The sequence below is a fragment of the Pseudomonas sp. DE0010 genome, assembly GCF_007680745.1.
Classification (GTDB): domain Bacteria; phylum Pseudomonadota; class Gammaproteobacteria; order Pseudomonadales; family Pseudomonadaceae; genus Aquipseudomonas; species Aquipseudomonas parafulva_B.
The window spans coordinates 35,874-53,679 of record NZ_VEJQ01000033.1; the positions used below are offsets into that span (position 1 = coordinate 35,874).

A 17,806-nucleotide genomic window follows, 5' to 3' on the forward strand; every position below is an offset into this window, starting at 1 on the left:
AAAGCACCTTGACCACAGCCCTGCACCTCACCCTAAAGCAAGACGCAGTGCTGTGGTCATAAGCAGCCGCTACGGCATGACCGGGGGCGTGTATTGCAGCGTGGTGCCCAAGGCCCACAGCAGGAACAGCACCAGGGGGACGTGCACGAGCAACTGCACGAAAGAAAATCCGATCAGGTCGCGCGCCTTCAGGCCCAGCACGCCCAGCAACGGCAACATGTAGAACGGGTTGATCAGGTTGGGCAAGGCTTCGGCTGCGTTGTAGATCTGCACGGCCCAGCCGAGGTGGTACTGCAGGTCGTTGGCCACCAGCATCACGTAGGGCGCCTCGATGATCCACTTGCCGCCGCCTGACGGGATGAAGAAGCCCAGTACTGCCGAATAAACACCCATCAACAGGGCATAGGTATCGTGGGTGGCAATTTGGGTAAAGAACAGCGAGATGTGATGGGCAAGCGTCTGTTCGTCGACCCCTTTGACCTGGGTGAGGATCGCGGCAATGGAGCCGTACAACGGGAACTGGATCAGCACGCCGGTGGTGGTGGGCACGGCACGGGCCACGGCGTCGAGGAAGCTGCGCGGCCGCCAGTGCAGCAGTGCGCCAAGCATGATGAACAGCAGGTTGTAGGTGTTCAGGCCGGAGATGGCCGTAATGGCGGGTTTACTCGCGAACTCCTGATACAGCCAGCCTGCGGCCAGCGCAACGAGCAACAAAATCAGCACTGGGCTGTGCTCCAGCCACTCGCCGGGGCGTGTACGCGCAGGTGCCGGCGGGGCGGTGAAGCTTGGGTCCACGCCACAGGCCTCGGCGCTGCGCGCACTGTTGGGGCCCGGCGCCGTGGCATAGGCGATGACCAGCGATACCACGACCAGTGCTGCCAACATCACGCCTGACTGCCAGAGGAAGATGGTTTCGGTGAATGGAATGACGCCGGTGATCGACAGGATCGAGGGCGGAAGGCTGGCCGGATTGGCCTGCAACTGAGCCGCCGAAGAGGACAGCCCCAGCGCCCAAACGGCACCTAATCCCAGGTAGGCCGCCGCACCGGCAGCCCTGTAGTCCATCTTGAGGTCGGTACGACGCGCCAGCGCGCGCACCAGCAGGCCACCGAAGACCAGGGACAAGCCCCAGTTGAGCAGTGACGCCAGCATCGAGATCAGGGCTACCCACGCAACGGCCGAACGACCGTTGCGCGGAATGCGGGCCAGACGATCGATCAGCCGCGCGGCAGGCGGCGAACTGGCGACCACATAGCCGCCGATGACCACGAATGCCATCTGCATGGTGAACGGGATCAGGCTCCAGAATCCATCCCCGAAGGCCTTGGCGGTGTCCAGGGGCTTGGCGCCCATGGCCAACGCGCCCAGGCACACCAGCAGCACTGCCAAGGCGGCGAATACCCAGGAGTCGGGGAACCAGCGCTCTGCCCAGTTGGAACAACGCAGGGCAAAGCGTGCAGAGCGGCTGTCTTGTAGTTCAGCGGCCACGGAAGCGTCCTTTTATTGGTTTTATAGGTAGATGAAAGGCCGCGCATAAACGCGCGAACCCTGCGCCAACCAACCCGCCCGCCAGGTACCGTGGTGAAGGCGGCAACCTGGACGAGCGGGTTCGTCGCAGCAGGGCGAAATTACATGTGGCGTTAGAAGGTCATTTCCTTCACATCATCGGCCACGATGAGCTTGCCGGCCGTCTTGGCGACGATTTCTTCGACGCTCACACCGGGCGCGGTTTCGCGCAGAATGAACGCACCGTCCTCAATCTCAAGATAAGCCAGGTCGGTGAGCACCTTGCGGATGCAGCCCGCGCCGGTCAACGGCAGGCTGCACTGGGGCAGCAGCTTGGACTCTCCGTCCTTGGAGGCGTGGGTCATGGTGACGATGATGTTTTCCGCACCGGCCACAAGGTCCATGGCGCCCCCCATGCCTTTGACCAGCTTGCCCGGGATCATCCAGGAAGCGATGTTGCCCTGTACGTCCACTTCGAAGGCACCGAGCACGGTCAGGTCGACGTGACCGCCGCGGATCATGGCGAACGACTGCGCCGAGTCGAAGATCGATGCGCCAATGCGGGCGGTGACGGTCTGTTTGCCCGCGTTGATCATGTCAGCATCAAGGGTCGCTTCGGTGGGGAATTCCCCCATGCCCAACAGGCCGTTTTCCGACTGGAGCATCACGTCCATGTCGGCCGGCACATAATTGGCGACCAAGGTGGGTATACCGATACCCAAGTTGACGTAGTAGCCGTCCTTGAGTTCACGTGCAACGCGTTGGGCCATCTGTTCGCGGGTCAGTGCCATGGTCAGGATCTCTTTGTTGTTCTGTAGGGGCGCTCAGGCCTTGACGGTGCGTTTTTCGATGCGCTTCTCGAAGGTGCCGACGATGACGCGGTCCACGAAGATGCCTGGGGTATGGATTTCACTGGGCAGCAGCACGCCAGGCTCGACGATTTCCTCGACTTCGACCACGGTGATCTTGCCGGCTGTAGCGGCCAGAGGGTTGAAGTTCTGGGCGGTGTTGCGATAGATCACGTTGCCGTAATGGTCAGCCTTCCAGCCTTTGACGATGGCAAAGTCCCCGGTGATGGCTTCTTCGAGGATGTACTTGCGACCATTGAATTCCCGCACTTCCTTACCCTCGGCGACCGGGGTGCCATAACCGGTGGCAGTGAAGAATGCAGGAATGCCCGCTCCGCCAGCGCGCATTTTTTCGGCCAGGGTGCCTTGGGGCGTGAGCTCGACCTCAAGCTCACCGCTAAGCAGCTGGCGCTCGAATTCGGCGTTTTCCCCCACGTAGGAAGCGACCATCTTGCGAATCTGGTGGTCTTCGAGCAGCACGCCAAGGCCGAAGCCATCGACGCCGCAGTTGTTGGAGACCACGGTCAGGCCCTTGACGCCGCGACGCTTGATCTCGGCGATCAGGTTTTCAGGTATGCCGCACAGGCCGAACCCCCCGGCCAATACCGTCATGCCGTCGGTCAGCCCTTCCAGGGCCTGTTCGTACGTAGCTACGCGTTTGTCCAATCCGGCCATGCTGGTTCGCCTTTTGTAGTTGTTGAGCCGACGGGGCGTCGGTGAGCGTGTGGGGGTATCTTCTCCCCTGTTCACTGATTTGTTAATTTTGTTTTTATGATCGATTGATAAACACTTCAAATCAAAGCATAGGCGATTCCCATGAATGTGAAGCAACTGCGCGCCTTCGTCGCCGTGGCCAAGTTCCAGAGCTTTGCCCAGGCCGGCGAGCACCTGCACATCTCACAGCCCGCACTGAGTCTGACCATCAAGGCGCTGGAGGAGAACCTGGGCGGCGCCCTGCTCAGCCGCACCACACGTAGCGTCAGCCTGACGGCAGAAGGCGAGGTACTGCTGCCGCTGGCCCGTCGCCTGCTGGCTGACTGGGACGACACCGAGGAAATGCTGCGCCAGCGCTTCACCCTGCAACTGGGCCGGGTGGCCATGGCGGCAATGCCCTCCTTTGCCGGCAACCTGTTACCAGGGGCCCTCAAGCTTTTTCGTCAGTGCTACCCCAAGGTCAACGTGACCGTGCACGACGTCATCAATGAACAGGTACAGGAACTGGTCAGGCATCGGCGCGTCGAACTGGGCATCGGCTTTGAGCCAGACAATGTCGAGGGCTTGCACTTTCACCCGCTGTACCTCGACCGGTTCGTTGCAGTCGTGCCGGCTGACTCGCCCTTGGCCCGGCTTGCGCAAATCAGTTGGGCGCAGCTTCTTGCCGAGGATTTCGTTGCGCTGCAGCGTCCTTCTGCCGTGCGCCTGTTGCTCGAGCAGAACGTGGCGGTGCAGCACGGCAAACTGGCTGTGGCTTTCGAAAGCCATCAGCTTGCAACCGTTGGCCGCATGGTCGCGAGCGGTCTAGGCGTCAGCGCGGTACCGGCGCTGTGCATTACCCAGATGCAGGAGCTGGGGGCCCGCTGTATCCCCCTGGTCGAGCCTGCCGTTGAACGGCGCATTGGCGTGATAGCCCTGCGCGAGCACACATTGTCCACGGCAGCCCAGGCGCTGCTGGATGTTCTACTGAACAATACCCACCCACCGGAGGTAACATGCGTGACGTGAAATTGGCAGGCGCCAACGTGCCGAGCATTGGCCAGGGTACGTGGTACATGGGCGAAGACCCGAGCCGTCGGGCGGCCGAAGTCGCCGCCTTGCAACAAGGCATCGACCTGGGCATGCGCCTGATCGACACCGCCGAGATGTATGCCGAGGGTGGCGCGGAACAGGTGGTGGGCCAGGCCATCGCCGGGCGTCGGGACGAGGTATTTCTGGTGAGCAAGGTGTACCCCCACAACGCCAGCCAGCACGGCACGCAGGCCGCCTGCGAGCGCAGCCTCAAGCGCCTGGGTACCGACTGCATCGATCTGTACCTGCTGCACTGGCGCGGCCAGTACCCGTTGCACGAAACCGTGGACGCTTTCGAGCGGCTGCGCGAGGCTGGCAAGATCAAGCGTTGGGGCGTGTCCAACTTCGACGTGGATGACCTTCGCGAATTGGACAACGCCGATTGTGCCACCAACCAGGTGCTCTACAACCCTGCACAACGAGGGATCGAATTCGACCTGCTGCCCTGGTCGGTGCAGCATGGATTGCCCATCATGGCCTATTGCCCCCTGGCCCAGGCAGGGCGTTTGCTGCAACACCCCGTGCTCGAGCAAATCGCCAACGACCATGGTGCTACCCCGGCCCAGGTCTGCCTGGCCTGGGTTACGCGCCACAACGGCGTCATCGCGATTCCAAAAGCTGTGAGGCCCGAGCATGTCAGGCTCAATGCCGAGGCAACGCGTTTGAACTTGACCGCCGATGACCTGAACGCCATCGACCAGGCATTCGAGGCGCCTACCCGCAAGCAGCGCCTGGCGATGGTGTAAGCGAGGCTGTGCTGCGGGGGGTCAGTGGAAATCCCGGCTGCGTACGTCCAGCCCCTGCAGCAGCACGCTGACATCCTCCAGGCGTCTGGCCACCAGGTGGCGCACGCCATTTTCCTGTTCCAGGCGGCCACTGACCTTCATCAGCCGGGCGCCGACCAGCGCACGCCGCTGCCGTTCGGCCAGGTCCCGCCACACCACCACGTTGACCATGCCGAACTCATCCTCGAGCGTGACGAAGGTCACACCACTGGCGGTCTGTGGCCGCTGCCTGCCCACCACCAGCCCGGCCATGGCGATGGCGTCGCCGTGCTCGACACCTTGCAGCTCGCCGGAACTGCGACACCCCAGTGCCCGCAGACGGGATCGCAGCAAGGTCAATGGGTGCGGCCCCAAGGTCGTGCCCAAAGTCTGGTAGTCGGCCACCAGGTCCTCGCCGACGGTAGGCGCCGGCAGGTCGACCGGCTGCTCGGGGGCCGCCTGCACGTCGGCGAACAAAGGTAGCTGCGCCTGTACCGCCGCCACTTCCCAGCGTGCCTGGTGCCGGTGCCTGGCCAGCGCGACCAGGGCGCCTGCATCCGCCAGACGAGCCCGGGCGCGCTCATCCAGGGCCGCGCGCAGGCACAGGTCCTCGACGTCTCGCCAAGGCTGCATCGCCCTTGCCTGTTCGAGCCGGCGCACATCGGCTTCGGCCAGGCCGCGGACCAAGCGCAAGCCCATGCGGATTGCCAGTTCACCCCCAGGCCCTGGCTCAAGCGTGCAGTCCCACTGGCTGTGACATACGTCCACCGGCCTTACCTCAATGCCCTGGCGGCGAGCCTCCTGGAGCAGTTGGTCGGGGCTGTAGAACCCCATCGGCCAGCTGTTGACCAGCGCGCAGGTGAAGATGGCCGGTTCGTGGCACTTCAACCAACTGCTGGCATAACACAGCAGTGCAAAACTGGCGGCGTGGGATTCGGGGAATCCGTAGCTGCCAAAGCCTTTGATCTGTTCGAAGATGCGTTCGGCGAACGCCAGTTCGTAGCCATTGCGCTGCATGCCGTCGAGCAACCGCTCGCGGTGCGGCTCCAGCCCGCCGTGGCGTTTCCACGCGGCCATGCTGCGGCGCAGTTGGTCGGCCTCACCGGGGCTGTAGTCCGCCGCGACCATGGCCAACTCCATCACCTGCTCCTGGAACAGCGGCACGCCAAGGGTGCGCTCGAACACCGCCTTGAGCTTGGGCGATGGGTACGTCACCGGTTCCTGCTTCAGGCGCCTGCGCAAGTAAGGATGGACCATGTCGCCCTGGATGGGACCAGGGCGCACGATGGCGACCTCGATGACCAGGTCGTAGAAGGTTCTGGGCTGCAGGCGCGGCAACATGGCCATTTGCGCCCTGGATTCGATCTGGAACACGCCCATGGTCTCGGCGCGGCTGATCATGGCGTACGTGGCCGGGTCTTCGGCAGGGACGGTGGCCAGGGTCAAGTGTCGCCCACGGTGCTGCTGTACCAGCGCAAAGCAGCGACGCAGTGCACTTAGCATGCCCAGTGCCAGCACATCGACCTTGAGCAGGCCAACCATGTCCAGGTCATCCTTGTCCCACTGGATCACGGTACGCTCGGCCATGGCCGCGTTTTCCACGGGCACCAGCTGATCGAGGGGTTGTTGCGAGATGACGAAGCCACCTGGGTGTTGCGACAAGTGCCGGGGAAAACCGATCAGCTCACCGGCCAGCACCAGGATGCGCCGCAGCACCGGGCTGCCTGCATCGAACCCCGCCTCGTTCAGACGCTGCTCATCGGGGATGCGGTCGCTCCAGCGGCCGCAGCACTTGGCCAGGGCGTCCACCTGGTCGGCTGGCAGCCCCAATGCGCGAGCCACATCGCGTACCGCCCCACTGGCGTGGTAGGTGTTGACCACCGCTGTCAACGCCGCGCGGTGTCGACCATAGCGTCTGAAGACATACTGGATGACTTCCTCGCGCCGATCATGCTCGAAGTCCACATCGATATCCGGCGGCTCGTTGCGCTCGCGTGACAAAAAGCGCTCGAACAGCAAGCGATGCTTCATGGGGTCCAGCTCGGTGATCCCCAGCACGAAGCACACCACGGAGTTGGCTGCAGAGCCGCGCCCCTGGCACAGGATGTGCTGCTCACGGGCAAAGGCCACGATGTCGTGGACGGTGAGGAAGTAACTCTCGTAGCCCAGTTCGCTGATCAAGGCCAGCTCCCGATCGAGGGCTTGGCGGACTTGGGTGCTCGGGCCCTGGGGCCAGCGCAGCGGCAACCCTTGTTCGCACAGCTGACGCAACCAACTGGCAGGGGTATGCCCGTCGGGCACCAGTTCTTCGGGATAGCGGTAGCGCAGCTCGGCGAGGTCGAAACGGCACTGCTCGGCTATCACCAAGGTCTGGGCCAGCAAGTCGCCAGGATACAACTCGGCCAGTTGGGCAGGGGTACGCAAATGACGTTCGCCGTTGGCGTACAGGAAGCGCCCTGCCTCAGCCACTTGGCACCGTCGGCCAATGGCCGTCATGCAGTCTTGCAGGGCGCGCCGACCGCGCACGTGCATGTGAACGTCCCCGCACGCCACCGCCTGCACACCCAAGGCCGTCGCCAATGCGCGCAGACGCACCAGGCGCTGGTCGTCATCGACACCGCGGTGAAGATGCACGGCCAGCCAGAGGCGGTGCTCGAAGACTTCCCTCAACCACTCGCCCACCGCCTGATCGGCAATATCATCAGGCACCCATAATGCCAACAGGCCCGCGCTGTGCGCAGGCAGGTCCTCGCGAAATAGCTGGTAGTTCCCCTTGGACGCCCGACGCCGCGCACGGGTGATCAAGGCGCAAAGGTTCTGGTAGCCCTGCAGGTCTTGCACCAGCAGCACCAGCTTGGGCCCGTCCTGCAGTTGCACTTCGCTGCCGACGATCAGCCGTACACCCTGCTCTTTCGCCGCTTGCCATGCGCGCACGATGCCAGCCAACGTGCATTCGTCGGTAATGGCCAGGGCTTGGTAGCCTTGCTCGCGAGCCCGGCGGAACAACTCATCGGCGCTTGAAGCCCCGCGCTGGAAACTGAAGTTGCTCAGGCAATGCAACTCGGCGTAGCCAACGCCGCTCATTAGAACCAGCCCTGCAGCCACAGCGGGCCGCCTTGGCCGAGGTCGCGGTAGGCCCACCCACGCAGGCCCTCACGGGTTTCGATGCGATAGTAATCACGGCGCACGTCCGCGCCGTCCCACCAACCGGACTCGATGCGCTCGGCCTGCCCCTGAACCTGGTACGCCTGCTCTTCGAGCACCGTGGGGGTTGCCAGCAGCCAGCCAGGACGGCTTCCGGGTGCAACGCACAGGCTGGACCACTGGCCGATTTCATTGGCCTGCCATGCTTGTTCAGGACGATGGTCCGCCAAGGCACTGAGCCCCGTCACGGCCTGGTCACCCAGGCGTGCACGCAAGCGTTCGCGCAGTTGCTCCCACGGTTGGGCCTGCTGGGCACGCGGGTCGAACAACGCTTTGTGTTGAGGTACGAACGGTGGCAAATCCTCGGCCACCAGGCGCAGGTTACGCACCGGCGCCTTCAGGCGCACCAGTTCCAGCCTGCCACGGGCCAATTCCAGCAACATGGCCGGGTCGCGTTCTGCAGCCAACAATCCAACGTCGAGCTGGGTGTCAGGGCCCTGCGCGTGCTCCATGTACACCTTGAAACGCTGGACACCACAGTCGCGCCCCGCCAGGAACGCGGCCAGGTCGGTCAGCAGGCGACGTAATGGGAACAACAGCGCCTGATGCGACTCCACATCGAAGTTCAGCTCCAACCGCGCGTCGAAACGATCGGGCGGTTCGAAGAACGCAAGGCCCAGGTTGCGCATGCCCAGCAACTGATCCAGGTGCAACTGCACCTGGGGAGCAAAGCGCCTGGCCAATGCATCACGCGGCAGCGCCAGCACATGATTGAGCTGGCGCAACCCCATGCGGCTGAAGGCCTGGGCATCCTCCGGTCGCAGGCCGATCCGGTCGATGGGCATTTCGGCCAACGCCGCACGGGTCGAAGCGGCATCCTCCAACGCCAACCCATCGTGAGCATTGGCCAGCATGCGCGCAGCCGCCGGGTTGCTGGCCAGGACGATGCGCTGACGCAGGCCCAGCGCAGACAGTTCCTGGCGCAGGCGCGCCTGCAATACTGGCCACGGCCCGAACAACTGCAGGCTGGACCCTACCTCCAGCAACAAGGTTCGCGGGTAGTGCAAGCTGACCTGGGCACTGAAACGGTAGGCCCAGGCGGCCAGCAACTGCTGCAATGCATCGATGCGCCTGGGGTCGACTTCAAGGCAGGTGAAGCCGTCAGCCAGGGCACGGGCTGCCGTCAGGGTTTGGCCGGCGCGAAGCCCCAGGGCGGCGGCCGCTGGGTTGACCGATTGCAGGACCCGGCGCTGACGGGGACCACCCAGCAGCACCAGGGGTGCGTCACGGTCGTCGCGCTCGCGCAGCAGGCTGTCCAGCGCAAGCTGCGGAAATAGAATGCAGGCCCACAACATGATCCATCATCCCTGCCTTGAACACGCGATCGGTTGGGCCGGCGGCATGCCGCCACGGCATTTGAGCACCCGCCACTGGGGTGGGCGTACGTCGATGGCCAGGCGCAATGCCGCAGGCGACGGATTGTGCATGGCCGCTTGCCCGCGGCAGGCGAACGCCAGGGCCTGCCCGGTTTCCGCCGCGACCTGCAAGCGGCGCAAGGCGCGGTCGTCGGCGCGTTCTGGCCAGCACACCACAGCGGCACAACTGCCCGAACGCAGGCATTGCTCGGCGGCCCACAGGGTGTCGGTGGTGCCCGCGTCGACCTGGAACAGCCAGCGCAAGTCGATGCCCGCCGCCTGCCAGGCGGGTGCAAAAGGGATGAAGGGAGGTGATACCAACACCACGCGTGCGCCCTCGCCGCTCAGGCGCGCCAGGGTGGGCCAGAGCAGTTGCAGTTCGCCGCTGCCAGGGCGGGCGAGCAACAATTCGCTGAGCGCCGCCGCCGGCCAGCCGCCTTCGGGCAGGCGTTCGTCCAGGCTGGCATGCCCGGTCGGTTGCAGGCCCTGTGGCCGGGCCTGGGCTTGACGGCCGCGCCACACCCGACGCTGGTCGAGCAGCCTGTCCAGATCGACGACCGCGCCCATCAGTCGCGCCGCACCAGGCCACAGAAGATGCCTTCGATGAAGAGATCCTGGCCCGGCCCTACGTCAATCGGCGCATAAGCCGGGTTGCGCGGCAGCAGCCGATAGCCCTCGCCCAGGCGCTGGAGGCGCTTGATGGTCACCTCGCCGTCCAGTCGAGCGACCACGATCTGCCCGTCCCGCGCATCGCCCTGCTGGCGGATGCCGACCAGGTCACCGTCGAGGATGCCGTCACCTATCATCGAGTCCCCACGCACCTTGAGCAGGTAATCGGGGGTGCGGCGAAACAGACTGGGGTCGAGCAGCAATTGCTCGTGGATGTCCAGGTCCGGCCCGATCGGCGCACCGGCCGCTACCTGCCCGAGGACCGGCAGTTCCAGCATTTCAGGCCGGCGTAACGGCCTTGCCAGGCGAATACTGCGGGCCTGATTGGGGGTGACGTCGATGTAGCCTGCCTGGCACAGCGCGGTGATGTGCTTGCGGGCCACGCTGCGTGAGGCAAAACCAAAGCGCGTGGCGATATCGGCCAGGCTAGGCGGTTGGCCTTGTTCGGTGATGCGCTCGCGAATGAAATCGAAAATGGCGCGGCGCTTGGGGGTTAGAGTGTCCATGGAGCACATTTGTACTCTTTCCGGAGCACGCTGACCAGCCCCCTTCGTCGTCGTCATTGGTTATCATCGTCTGGCCACCCCGTACCTGACTGGGAAATCCTGATGTTCAATGCTTTGCTGTTCGACCTCGATGGCACCCTCACAGACACCGATACCCTCCATTTACAGGCTTTTCGCCAGCTACTGCATGAGTACGATGGCCGCGAATTGAGCCAGGACCAGTTCGATGCCCAGATCAGTGGCCGGGCCAATGGCGAACTGTTCGCCGAGTTGTTCGAAGGCGCCAGTGCCTCGCAGTGCCAGGCACTGGCTGAGCGCAAGGAAGCGCTTTTCCGTGAAATGTCGCCAAAGCTCGAGCCGCTGCCTGGGCTTATTCGCCTGCTCGATCACGCCAGCACCCACGGCGTAGGCATGTGCGTGGTAACCAACGCCCCACGGCTCAATGCCGAACACATGCTCGCAGGCCTGAAGTTGAGCGACAGGTTCGACCACGTGGTGATTGCCGATGAACTGGCCAAGCCCAAACCCGACCCGCTTCCCTACCTGACCGGCCTGCAGCGGCTACAGGCCCATGCCGACCAGGCGTTGGCTTTCGAAGACTCGCTGCCGGGCGTTCGGGCAGCCAACGCTGCCGGGATCTTCACAGTCGGCCTTGCCACCACCCAGACGCCACAACGTTTGATCGAGGCAGGTGCGCGCCTGGTCATCGATAACTTCGAAGATGCGCGCCTATGGGCGCTATTGGGCACGGACAGGGCGCCGGCGGGAAGCGATGAAACAGCAGGCTGAACTTCACCTGCGCAGCCCGCTTTTGTTTCGCTGCGTAGCGCTGGGGCTGGGACTGGGCATGGTCGCAGTGTGCAGCCTGGCGATGTATGCCATCTGGGTGGATGTGCTGCCGGTCTTTGGCCGCCTGTACCGCAATGCCCCGGTCGTCGAGACTTCGTTCAAGGCGTTCTTCATGATCGGTGTGATTCCGTTGACGCCCATCGTGGTCCTGGCCGCCATTATCGGCCTTTTTACCGGCCGTAAGTTCGACCCGCCGCGGGGGTCCAGGCTTGACCGTTTCCAGCTCCGCTCCTTTCAGGTCACCCTCATGGCGATGTGCATCGCGGCCCCGGTGATGATTGCAGTGAGCACGGCAACGCTCATGATCAAGGACTATCGGCCGTGCGCCCAATTGCGTCTCTCCGGATCGAGCGGCCACATGTTCTGGGTCAACGATGATCGGGTGTGTTTCACCCCGGATGCCTATATCAATGATCATTGGCCCTGCAAAACGGTGGGCGACCGGCAGGTGTGCGTCCAGGTCGATGGCCACGCTCCGCTCAGCTCGCAGGCTGCCCGGTAGAACCTCCTGGCCGCTTGAAGCGTCCTACAGCGTGCGATCTCCATTGGACCGCAGGCCACACACGTGATCGATTGCCTGCTATGTCTTCCCGACCCAACTGCCAAGCAAGGACAGCCACATGCCAAGCGACACACCTGCCTTCAGCGGTTTCATTCGTGTACGGGGTGCGCGCGAGCACAACCTGAAGAATGTCGATGTCGATGTACCGCGCGACGCATTGGTGGTGTTTACCGGCGTGTCGGGTTCCGGCAAGTCGTCCTTGGCTTTCTCAACACTGTATGCCGAGGCCCAGCGCCGCTATTTCGAATCGGTGGCGCCTTACGCTCGGCGCCTGATCGATCAAGTGGGTGTGCCCGACGTGGACGCCATCGAAGGCTTGCCGCCAGCGGTGGCGCTGCAGCAACAGCGTGGCAGCCCGAGTGCGCGGTCTTCGGTGGGCAGTGTCACCACGCTATCGAGCTCCATCCGCATGCTGTACTCGCGCGCAGGCCAGTACCCTGCCAACCAGCCGATGCTGTATGCCGAGGATTTCTCGGCCAACACGCCTCAAGGCGCCTGCCCCGCGTGCCATGGGCTCGGCCGGGTCTACGAGGTCACCGAGGCGACCATGGTCCCCGACCCCTCGCTGAGCATCCGGGAACGGGCAGTGGCTGCCTGGCCCATGGCCTGGCAAGGGCAGAACCTGCGGGACATTCTGGTCACCCTGGGCTATGACGTGGATGTACCCTGGCGCGACCTGCCCCAGAAGCAGCGTGACTGGATTCTCTACACCGAAGAAACACCCACCGTGCCGGTCTACGCGGGCCTTACGCCTGCCCAGGCACGCGCTGCCCTCAAGCGCAAGGCAGAGCCCAGCTACCAAGGCACCTTCACCGGCGCCCGGCGCTATGTGCTGAATACGTTCATGCACTCGCAAAGCGCGCAGATGCGCAAGCGCGTGTCCCGCTACATGCGCCCAAGTCCTTGCCCCACGTGTCAGGGCAAACGTCTCAAGCCCGAGGCATTGAGTGTCACCTTTGCAGGTTTGGACATCGCAGCGCTGTCGCAACTGCCCCTGCAGGCCTTGGCCGAGGTACTGCGCAAGGTGGCAGCAGCCGAGTACCTGACCCAGGACGATGACCTGACCGTTGAAAAACGCCTGGCCGCGCAACGCATCGCCAGTGAGCTGCTGGTGCGCATCGACACGCTGCTCGAGCTCGGCCTGGGTTACCTGGCGCTCGAGCGCAGTACCCCTACCCTGTCCTCGGGCGAGCTGCAACGCCTGCGCCTGGCCACGCAGCTCAATTCGCAGCTCTTTGGCGTGGTCTATGTACTGGACGAGCCTTCCGCCGGCCTGCACCCCGCTGACAGTGAAGCCTTGTTCGAAGCCCTGCAGCGCCTCAAGCAGGCGGGCAATTCGGTGTACGTGGTCGAACACGACCTGGACACCATGCGCCGTGCGGACTGGCTGGTGGACGTAGGGCCGGCCGCCGGCGAGCACGGGGGTAAGGTTCTCTACAGCGGCCCGCCGGCTGACCTGGCCCTGGTCGAGCAATCGTGTACGGCCCGCTATCTGTTCCAGGTACAGGACAAGACACCCCGCCCATTACGCGAGCCCCAGGCCTGGCTACACCTGGAAGGCATAACCCGTAACAACCTCGACAACCTCAGCGCAGCGTTCCCGCTGGGCTGCTTCACGGCGGTGACCGGCATCTCGGGCTCCGGCAAATCGAGCCTGGTCAGCCAGGCCCTGCTGGAATTGGTGGGCGCACACCTGGGCCACGCCGAGGCTCCACAGGATGCCCAGGAGCCTGACCTGGAAGACGAGCCAGAGCAGGTGAGCACGGGCCGCGTCAGCGCAGGCCTTGAGCACATCAAGCGGCTGGTGCAGGTAGACCAGAAACCGATCGGCCGCACGCCTCGCTCCAACTTGGCCACCTACACCGGTCTGTTCGATCATGTGCGCAAATTGTTCGCCAGTACCGAACAGGCCAAGGCCCAGGGTTTCGATGCCGGGCGTTTCTCCTTCAACGTTGCCAAGGGCCGATGCCCTACGTGCGAGGGCGAAGGGTTTGTCAGTGTCGAATTGCTGTTCATGCCAAGCGTGTTCGCGCCTTGCCCGACTTGCCACGGGGCCCGCTACAATCCAGAGACCCTCGCGGTTGTCTGGCGTGGCATGAATATCGCCGAGGTGCTGCACCTGACCGTGGAACAGGCGCTGAGCGTGTTTGAGGATCAACCATCGGCGCGGCGTTCGCTTCAGGTGCTGCAAGACATAGGCTTGGGCTATCTGCGCCTGGGCCAGCCGGCAACGGAGTTGTCAGGGGGCGAAGCGCAGCGGATCAAGCTGGCCACCGAGCTGCAACGCCAGGCGCGCGGCGCCACCTTGTATGTGCTCGATGAGCCCACCAACGGCCTGCATCCACAAGATGTCGACCGCTTGCTGGTGCAGCTCAACCGCCTGGTGGACAACGGCCACAGCGTGGTGGTGGTCGAACATGACATGCGCGTGGTCGCCCAGTGCGATTGGGTGATTGACATCGGCCCTGGTGCGGGCGATGCCGGCGGCAAGGTGGTCGCCAGCGGCACGCCCGAGCAGGTAGCCACGACTGAGCACAGCCGTACAGCACCCTTCCTGGCACGGGCCTTGTAGCAGCGCTGGATGACGTCGACGCGAGCGCATGCGGCCAAGAAACGGCCGCTTTCAACTCCTTAGATAGGCTGGTTCATGGACAAGTACGCACCCCGCCAGTGGTTGCCCCACGAGAAACCGACCCTGCCAGGTTCGCCGTCCACGCCCCTGCACAGCCCAGCCAAGCGCTTGGCCTATGGCCTGGTCGGTTTGCTGGTCGCCATCACCGGCGGGCTTGGCAACGCGCTGGTGACCGCAAACCTTGTGTTTCTGCAAGGTGCACTGGGCGCGACCACGGCGGAAATGGCCTGGCTGCCAGCGGCCTATGTGATGACCAACGTTTCCATGAACCTGTTGCTGGTCAAGTTTCGCCAGCAATTTGGCTTGCGTGCCTTCACCGAAGTGTTCCTGGTGCTCTATGCCCTGGTGACCTTCGCCCACCTGCTGGTCAACGACCTCAACTCGGCCATTGCCGTGCGGGCCGCCCACGGCATGGTGGGCGCCGCGCTGACCTCGCTCGGCCTGTACTACATGATCCAGGCCTTTCCTGCGCAGTGGCGGCTCAAGGCCATGGTCCTGGGCCTTGGCGCTTCCCAGCTGGCCTTGCCGCTGGCACGGATATTTTCAGAAGACCTGCTGCTGATCGCCGAATGGCGGGGGCTTTACTTGTTCGAACTGGGGCTGGCGCTGACAGCCCTGGGCTGCGTACTTCTGCTCAAACTGCCACCTGGTGACCGCTTCAAGACCTTCGAGCCCTTGGATTTTTTAACCTTCGCCCTGATGGCCAGCGGCACGGCGCTGCTTTGCGCTGCCTTGTCGCTTGGCCGCATCGACTGGTGGCTGGATGCGCCATGGATCGGCATGGCGCTGGCAGGCTCGATCGTCCTGATCCTCAGTGGACTGGCGATCGAGCACAACCGCGAGAACCCCTTGCTGATGACGCGGTGGCTGGGCAGCGGCGCCATTATCCGCCTGGGGCTGTGCGTGATCCTCATCCGTATGGTCACCTCCGAACAATCCACCGGCGCAGTCGGCTTTCTGCAGATGCTCAACATGTCCAGCGAACAGATGCGTTCGCTGTACTGGATCATGCTGCTCGGTGCGGTCGCCGGGTTGGCGACCAGCGCCCTGACCATCAGCCCCAACCACCTGATCCTACCGTTGCTGATCTCCCTGCTGGCCATGGCGGTAGGCGCCTTCATGGACAGCACGTCGAGCAACTTGACCCGCCCTGCGCAGATGTACCTGAGCCAGTTTCTATTGGCGTTCGGCAGTACGTTCTTCCTGGGCCCCTCCATGGCCCTGGGCATCGGCCATGTGCGGGCCAATCCGCAGAACCTGGTGAGCTTCTCGGTGCTGTTCGGCATCTGCAATAACCTCGGTGGCCTGATCGGCGCAGCGCTGCTGGGCACGTTCCAGATCTGGCGGGAAAAATTTCACTCAAGTCACCTCATGGACCACTTGGGCAGCGTGGAACCGCTGGTCACCGCCCGGGTTCAAAGTGGTGGTGCAAGCGTCGGGCGCCTGATCGCCGACCCTGCCCTGCGTACTGAAGTGGGCATGCGCCAACTGGCCAGCGCGGCCACCCGAGAAGCCAATGTGCTGGCCTACAACGATGTCTTCATGCTCATTGGCGCTATCGCTATTCTCACCATGATCTGGATCTGCATACGCGGCACCTGGCTCTGGTACAGCAAACGTCAGGCCCGCCTGACCGACCCATCCCTTGGCGCACCGACACGATGACCGAAGAATCCCGCACCACCACCACGACCGCCATCGCCGAAGCGCCGGAAGGCACACCGCCACCCAGCGAGCCGACCTCACCTGGACGCACCCGCAAGGTGCGCATACTGTCTGCCATCACATTCGGCTGTGTCGCTCTGGTCGGCGTGCTGGTGGTGCTGTATGCGTGGCGGCTGCCACCTTTCAGCAGCGCCATCGAAAGTACGGAAAACGCCATGGTTCGCGGGCAGGTCACGATCATCGGTCCGCAATTGAGTGGTTACATCGTCGAGGTGCCTGTGCAGGACTTCCAGCACGTCAAGGCAGGCCAGTTACTGGTCAAGCTCGATGACCGCATCTACACCCAGCGCCTGGCCCAGGCCATCGCCCAGCAGCAGCAACAAGAGGCGGCGCTGGCCAACAATGCCCAGCAGCGCAAGAGCGCCGAAGCGACCATCGCCCAGCGCCAGGCTGCCATCAATGACGCCGCCGCGCAGTTGACCAAAGCCAAGGCCGATCTGTCGCGTAACCAGGCGCTGATCAGCGATGGGTCAGTTTCACGACGCGAACTGGATGTTACCCGCGCCAGCGAAGCGGCAGCGGCGGCGAGCCTTGCCCAGGCCAAGGCCGCGCTTGAGATCGCCCGGCAGGATCGCGAGTCGGTGATCGTCAACCGCGCGGCGCTGCTGGCTGCGGTCGAGAACGCCAAGGCAGCCGTGGCCCTGGCCCGTATCGACTTGGACAACACCCGCGTCACTGCGCCCAGGGACGGGCAGCTGGGGCAGATCGGGACGCGCCTGGGCGCCTATGTCAACTCAGGTGCCCAGCTGATGGCGCTGGTGCCCGATACTTTATGGATCATCGCCAACATGAAAGAAACGCAGATGGCCGACGTGCGCATCGGTCAGCCGGCCAGTTTCACGGTGGATGCCTTGAACCATTTGAAGCTGTACGGGCACATCGAACAGATCTCCCCTGCTACGGGCTCGGAGTTTGCGTTGCTTCAGGCGGACAACGCGACCGGCAACTTCGTCAAGATCGCCCAGCGGATACCGGTGCGTATCACGGTGGATGCGGGGCAGCCAGAAGCTGCGCGGCTGCGGCCGGGTATGTCGGTGGTGGTCAGCATCGATACGGGGGAGCAGCGGTCCTGTGTTGGATCTGGGTGCTAGCGGATTGATGAGTGGTGTGCCCTTTGGGCGGGTCACGTATTAGCGAGAATGGACTTTGGGTATTACCCTACACTCTATAGATCAGTCTCTTTCATCAGGGTGTGACTGCATTCTAATACTGAAGCGACCCACCACTTCGTGTAGGAGCGGCCTTGTGCCGCGATGGCCGCGCAGCGGCCCCAGTATTTGAATTGCAACATATGAACTCGGGCCGCTGCGCGGCCATCGCGGCACAAGGCCGCTCCTTGTATCTCGACTTTTGCCTCTTTGCAGGCCAAAGTTCTCGACTGATCATCGAGGGAAAGCCTTG

At 63.6% G+C, this 17,806-nt stretch carries 15 protein-coding genes; 7 read left to right on the plus strand and 8 right to left on the minus strand.

Annotated elements, in window-relative coordinates; genetic code table 11:
- Positions 1-69 precede the first annotated feature (69 nt).
- The 3 genes from FS767_RS20115 to FS767_RS20125 all read right to left on the minus strand — a co-directional run bounded on the left by FS767_RS20115 (position 70) and on the right by FS767_RS20125 (position 3,029).
- Complete coding sequence (locus FS767_RS20115) at positions 70-1,488, minus strand: short-chain fatty acid transporter (protein WP_144967730.1); 1,419 nt, start codon at positions 1,486-1,488, stop codon at positions 70-72.
- 152 nt (positions 1,489-1,640) lie between these two features.
- On the minus strand, positions 1,641-2,297 hold the full coding sequence (locus tag FS767_RS20120; RefSeq protein WP_023535443.1) for a CoA transferase subunit B: 657 nt from the start codon (positions 2,295-2,297) through the stop codon (positions 1,641-1,643).
- A gap of 33 nt (positions 2,298-2,330) precedes the next feature.
- Complete coding sequence (locus tag FS767_RS20125) at positions 2,331-3,029, minus strand: CoA transferase subunit A (protein ID WP_058604647.1); 699 nt, start codon at positions 3,027-3,029, stop codon at positions 2,331-2,333.
- Positions 3,030-3,170: 141 nt separating this feature from the next.
- Between FS767_RS20125 and FS767_RS20130 the strand changes: the two genes are divergently transcribed.
- On the plus strand, positions 3,171-4,076 hold the full coding sequence (locus FS767_RS20130) for a LysR family transcriptional regulator (RefSeq protein ID WP_144967732.1): 906 nt from the start codon (positions 3,171-3,173) through the stop codon (positions 4,074-4,076).
- The gene (locus tag FS767_RS20135; RefSeq protein WP_144967734.1) at positions 4,064-4,885 is read left to right on the plus strand and encodes an aldo/keto reductase; all 822 of its coding nucleotides are present in this window, start codon (positions 4,064-4,066) and stop codon (positions 4,883-4,885) included. The genes FS767_RS20130 and FS767_RS20135 overlap by 13 nt, the downstream gene beginning before the upstream one ends.
- Before the next feature lie 21 nt (positions 4,886-4,906).
- Here FS767_RS20135 and FS767_RS20140 read toward each other — a convergent pair whose 3' ends face one another.
- The 4 genes from FS767_RS20140 to lexA are packed head-to-tail and all read right to left on the minus strand — an operon-like array spanning position 4,907 to position 10,646.
- Entirely contained in the window at positions 4,907-7,987 is a 3,081-nt protein-coding gene (locus FS767_RS20140) for an error-prone DNA polymerase (RefSeq protein ID WP_144967736.1), read from the minus strand.
- On the minus strand, positions 7,987-9,402 hold the full coding sequence (locus tag FS767_RS20145) for a DNA polymerase Y family protein (protein ID WP_144967738.1): 1,416 nt from the start codon (positions 9,400-9,402) through the stop codon (positions 7,987-7,989). The genes FS767_RS20140 and FS767_RS20145 overlap by 1 nt, the downstream gene beginning before the upstream one ends.
- A 6-nt stretch (positions 9,403-9,408) precedes the next feature.
- A complete protein-coding gene (gene imuA, locus FS767_RS20150; protein WP_144967740.1) occupies positions 9,409-10,029 on the minus strand; it encodes a translesion DNA synthesis-associated protein ImuA in 621 nt (206 codons plus the stop codon).
- Positions 10,029-10,646, minus strand: a complete 618-nt coding sequence (gene lexA / locus FS767_RS20155) for a transcriptional repressor LexA (RefSeq protein WP_178102753.1) — start codon at positions 10,644-10,646, stop codon at positions 10,029-10,031. Before lexA ends, imuA begins: the two co-directional genes overlap by 1 nt.
- Positions 10,647-10,739: 93 nt before the next feature.
- Here lexA and FS767_RS20160 point away from each other — a divergent pair, with 93 nt between their 5' ends.
- From FS767_RS20160 to FS767_RS20180, 5 genes are all read left to right on the plus strand, one after another.
- Positions 10,740-11,426 carry an HAD family phosphatase gene (locus FS767_RS20160; RefSeq protein ID WP_144967744.1) on the plus strand — a complete coding sequence of 229 codons (687 nt, stop codon included), beginning with the start codon at positions 10,740-10,742 and terminating at the stop codon, positions 11,424-11,426.
- Complete coding sequence (locus tag FS767_RS20165) at positions 11,410-11,988, plus strand: hypothetical protein (RefSeq protein WP_144967746.1); 579 nt, start codon at positions 11,410-11,412, stop codon at positions 11,986-11,988. Before FS767_RS20160 ends, FS767_RS20165 begins: the two co-directional genes overlap by 17 nt.
- 118 nt (positions 11,989-12,106) lie before the next feature.
- Positions 12,107-14,620, plus strand: a complete 2,514-nt coding sequence (gene uvrA, locus FS767_RS20170) for an excinuclease ABC subunit UvrA (RefSeq protein ID WP_144967748.1) — start codon at positions 12,107-12,109, stop codon at positions 14,618-14,620.
- 75 nt (positions 14,621-14,695) lie between these two features.
- On the plus strand, positions 14,696-16,345 hold the full coding sequence (locus tag FS767_RS20175) for an MFS transporter (protein WP_144967750.1): 1,650 nt from the start codon (positions 14,696-14,698) through the stop codon (positions 16,343-16,345).
- Complete coding sequence (locus tag FS767_RS20180; RefSeq protein WP_144967752.1) at positions 16,342-17,496, plus strand: HlyD family secretion protein; 1,155 nt, start codon at positions 16,342-16,344, stop codon at positions 17,494-17,496. Before FS767_RS20175 ends, FS767_RS20180 begins: the two co-directional genes overlap by 4 nt.
- A gap of 74 nt (positions 17,497-17,570) precedes the next feature.
- Here FS767_RS20180 and FS767_RS23075 read toward each other — a convergent pair.
- Positions 17,571-17,806: hypothetical protein (locus FS767_RS23075; protein ID WP_218571738.1), on the minus strand; the 236-nt coding region annotated here is incomplete at its 5' end.